Below are 548 nucleotides of genomic sequence, written 5' to 3'. Positions count from 1 at the left end.
GTTGACGTTGCCGATGAACTCGCACACCAGCCGACTGGCCGGGGTTTCGTAGATATCCATCGGGCTGCCAATCTGCTCGATGCAGCCGAGGTGCATGATGGCAATCCGCTCCGCCATGGTCATCGCCTCTTCCTGATCATGGGTCACCATGACGCAAGTAACCCCGACCCGCTCGATGATCTCCACCAATTCCAGCTGCATTTTGGAACGCAGCTTCTTGTCGAGCGCTCCCATGGGCTCATCCAGCAGCAGCAATTTGGGACGTTTGGCCAACGAACGGGCCAGCGCCACCCGCTGACGCTGGCCACCGGAGAGCTGATGCGGCTTGCGACGGGCATACTGGGTCATCTGCACCAGCTTGAGCATCTCCTCCACCCGGGCATCCACTTCAGCCTTGGGCAAGCCATCCTGTTTGAGGCCAAACGCGATGTTCTGCGCCACCGTCATATGGGGGAACAGGGCGTAGGACTGGAACATCATGTTGATGGGGCGCTCGTCCGGCGGCATTTCGGTGATATCGACCCCGTCGAGGAACAACCGCCCCTCGG

The 548-nt window shown here is 60.4% G+C and carries 1 protein-coding gene; it reads right to left on the bottom strand.

Going from position 1 to position 548, the window contains the following annotated elements:
• A partial coding sequence (locus tag ACE1BR_RS23125) for an ABC transporter ATP-binding protein (RefSeq protein ID WP_374874421.1) occupies positions 1-548 on the bottom strand: 548 nt, incomplete at both ends.

Origin of the sequence: Aeromonas sp. MdU4 (assembly GCF_041929505.1) — a bacterium.
Taxonomy (GTDB): Bacteria; Pseudomonadota; Gammaproteobacteria; order Enterobacterales; family Aeromonadaceae; genus Aeromonas.
This window is presented reverse-complemented; position numbering and strand designations above follow the sequence as displayed.